The sequence below is a fragment of the Burkholderia sp. Ac-20392 genome, assembly GCF_017104585.1.
Taxonomy (GTDB): domain Bacteria; phylum Pseudomonadota; class Gammaproteobacteria; order Burkholderiales; family Burkholderiaceae; genus Burkholderia; species Burkholderia lata.
Genome location: NZ_JAAGPB010000858.1, coordinates 1 through 2,114, shown reverse-complemented (window position 1 = coordinate 2,114; position 2,114 = coordinate 1). Strand labels below are relative to the sequence as shown.

Sequence of the window (2,114 nt, the reverse complement as noted above, 5' to 3'; positions counted from 1 at the left end):
CGCCGAGCGGCGCGAGCAGCAGGATGCCGAGCGCATAGCCGAGCTGCGTGAGCGTCGGCACGAAGCCGATCGCACGTGCCGACGCGCCGAGATCGGGCCCGAGCGCGCCCAGCATCGGCTGTGAGTAGTAGAGCGGCGCGACCCCGAGACCGGCAGCGGCCGCGAGCAGCAGCACGAGCCGGCGATCGGGCATCGAATGGGCGGCCGGATGGGCCGGGGCGTGGGCTGCGCGGGGCGCGGCATCGAGACGGGACGGGGTGGACATCGCGTACTTCCTGGATGGGGTGAAGGAATGGACGCGAGTGTGGCGGCACGCGACCGGCCACGGTAGTGCCGCCCTGCGCAGATTTGTTATACGCTCCACGCATGACTGAAAAATCTCGACTCTCTCCCGCTGCTGGCGGGTCTCCGCGCATTCAGGCCGTGCCTGTGGACGGCGCCGGCTATCGTTTCGAGCTGATGGAAACCTTCGTACGCATAGTCGAGGCCGGCAGCCTGTCGGCCGCGGCCGCGCAACTGCATACGACGCAGCCGACGATCAGCCGGCGGCTGCAGGCGCTCGAACGTTCGCTCGGCATGCGCCTGCTGCAGCGGACGACGCATACGATGCGGCTGACCGTCGACGGCGAGCGCTGCTTCAAGCGCGCGAAGGAGTTGCTGGCGAACTGGGCGGCGTTCGAGGCCGATCTGCGCGGCGCACAGGAGGAGCCTGACGGGCTGCTGCGGGTCGCGGTGCCGCACGCGTTCGGCCAGGAGCGTTTCGTCGAGCCGCTCGCGCGGTTCCTGCGCGACTATCCGCGCGTGTCGGTGGAGTGGCTGCTGCAGGACGAGGTGCGGGATTTCGTCGGCAGCGGCATCGATTGCGCGATCCAGGTGGGCGAGCCGACCGATCCGGCCGTGGTCGCGATCCGGCTCTCGAAGGTGCCGCGCTTCGTGGTTGCCGCGCCGTCCGTGCTGAACGGCGCCGAGGTGCCGGCCGATCCCGACGCGCTGGCCGCGTTGCCGTGGCTCGCGCTGCGCACGTACTACCGCACCGAGCTGGCGCTCACGCATTCGGTCACGGGCGAGACGCGGCGCATCGCGATCCGCCCGCGCATCACGACCGCGAACCTGTACGCGTTGCGCAGTGCGGCGCTGCTGGGGGTGGGGGCGTGCGTCGGCTCGTCATGGATGCTGGCCGACCACCTCGCGCGCGGCGAGCTCGTTCATCTTGCGCCCGAGTGGCAAGCCGCGCCGCTGCCCGTCTACCTGACCTATCCGCATGCGCAGTTCTATCCGTCGCGGCTCGTGCGGTTCGCCGCGATGATGCGCGAGGCCGTGCCGGGGCTGGTCGAAGGGCGCGACGCCTGACGCGGAATACGGGATGTGCCGCGAGCGGAGGGTAGCGGCTTCAGCCGCGCCGGATCCCTTCGGGCAGCGCGCTGATGCGGCGCACCTCGGGCGAATCGAGCCACGCGCGCGACGTCGCGCAGTCGGCGAACATGTCGGTCGCATCCTCGCCCCAGAACAGGTCGCCGTCGAGTTCGAAGGTCGGCACGCCGAATACGCTGCGGGCGATCGCATCGTCGGTGTTCGCACGCAATGCGTCCTTCACCGGCTGCGCGTCGACGGCCGTCACGCCTTCCGGAAAGCCGACCGCTTCGCACAGCGCGGCGAAGCCTTCCGGCGTCGACACGTCCTGGCCGTCGCGCCAGATGTGCCGGAAGATCCGCCGGATCGCGTCGGGCGAATTGCCCATCGCGATCGCGAGGCGTAGCGGCTTGATCGGATTGAACGGGTGCGCGGGCGGCATCCGGAACGCAATCCCGAGCTTGTCCGCGCGATATTGCGCGTGGCGATAGGTGAAGACGCGCTTCGCCGCGATCTCGGCTGGTGCTTTCTGGCCCCAGTGTGCGAGCAGTGCGCCGAGCACGATGGGCCGCGGCTCGAATGCGGCGGCGGCCGGCAACCGGTCGAATTGTTCTTGCTGCAGATAGGCGAACGGCGAAACGAAATCGAAATACCAGGTGGCGGTGCGCGCGGCGTTCATGGTGGCTGCCCTCAAGCGTGTCCGGTTGGCGGTGGCACGCACGGCACGCCCGCGGGCGGCGCGCGATGCGTGCATCGGCGGCCAA

2 protein-coding genes and 1 pseudogene are annotated in these 2,114 nt (G+C 70.0%); 1 reads left to right on the top strand and 2 read right to left on the bottom strand.

The window, feature by feature from the left end; genetic code table 11:
• Positions 1-265, bottom strand: a pseudogene (locus G3N99_RS39025) (MFS transporter); the annotation flags it as partial.
• 101 nt (positions 266-366) lie between these two features.
• On the opposite strand from G3N99_RS39025, the gene G3N99_RS39020 reads away from it, so the two are divergent.
• Positions 367-1,350, top strand: a complete 984-nt coding sequence (locus tag G3N99_RS39020; RefSeq protein WP_206125061.1) for a LysR family transcriptional regulator — start codon at positions 367-369, stop codon at positions 1,348-1,350.
• 40 nt (positions 1,351-1,390) lie between these two features.
• On the opposite strand, the gene G3N99_RS39015 is transcribed toward G3N99_RS39020, so the two are convergent.
• Positions 1,391-2,029, bottom strand: a complete 639-nt coding sequence (locus tag G3N99_RS39015; RefSeq protein ID WP_206125062.1) for a 2-hydroxychromene-2-carboxylate isomerase — start codon at positions 2,027-2,029, stop codon at positions 1,391-1,393.
• Positions 2,030-2,114: the final 85 nt, after the last annotated feature.

Bases quoted from the DNA above. Each gene is read 5' to 3' on its own strand.
- G3N99_RS39020 (WP_206125061.1), top strand. From the start codon at position 367: ATGACTGAAAAATCTCGACTCTCTCCCGCTGCTGGCGGGTCTCCGCGC.
- G3N99_RS39015 (WP_206125062.1), bottom strand. From the start codon at position 2,029: ATGAACGCCGCGCGCACCGCCACCTGGTATTTCGATTTCGTTTCGCCG.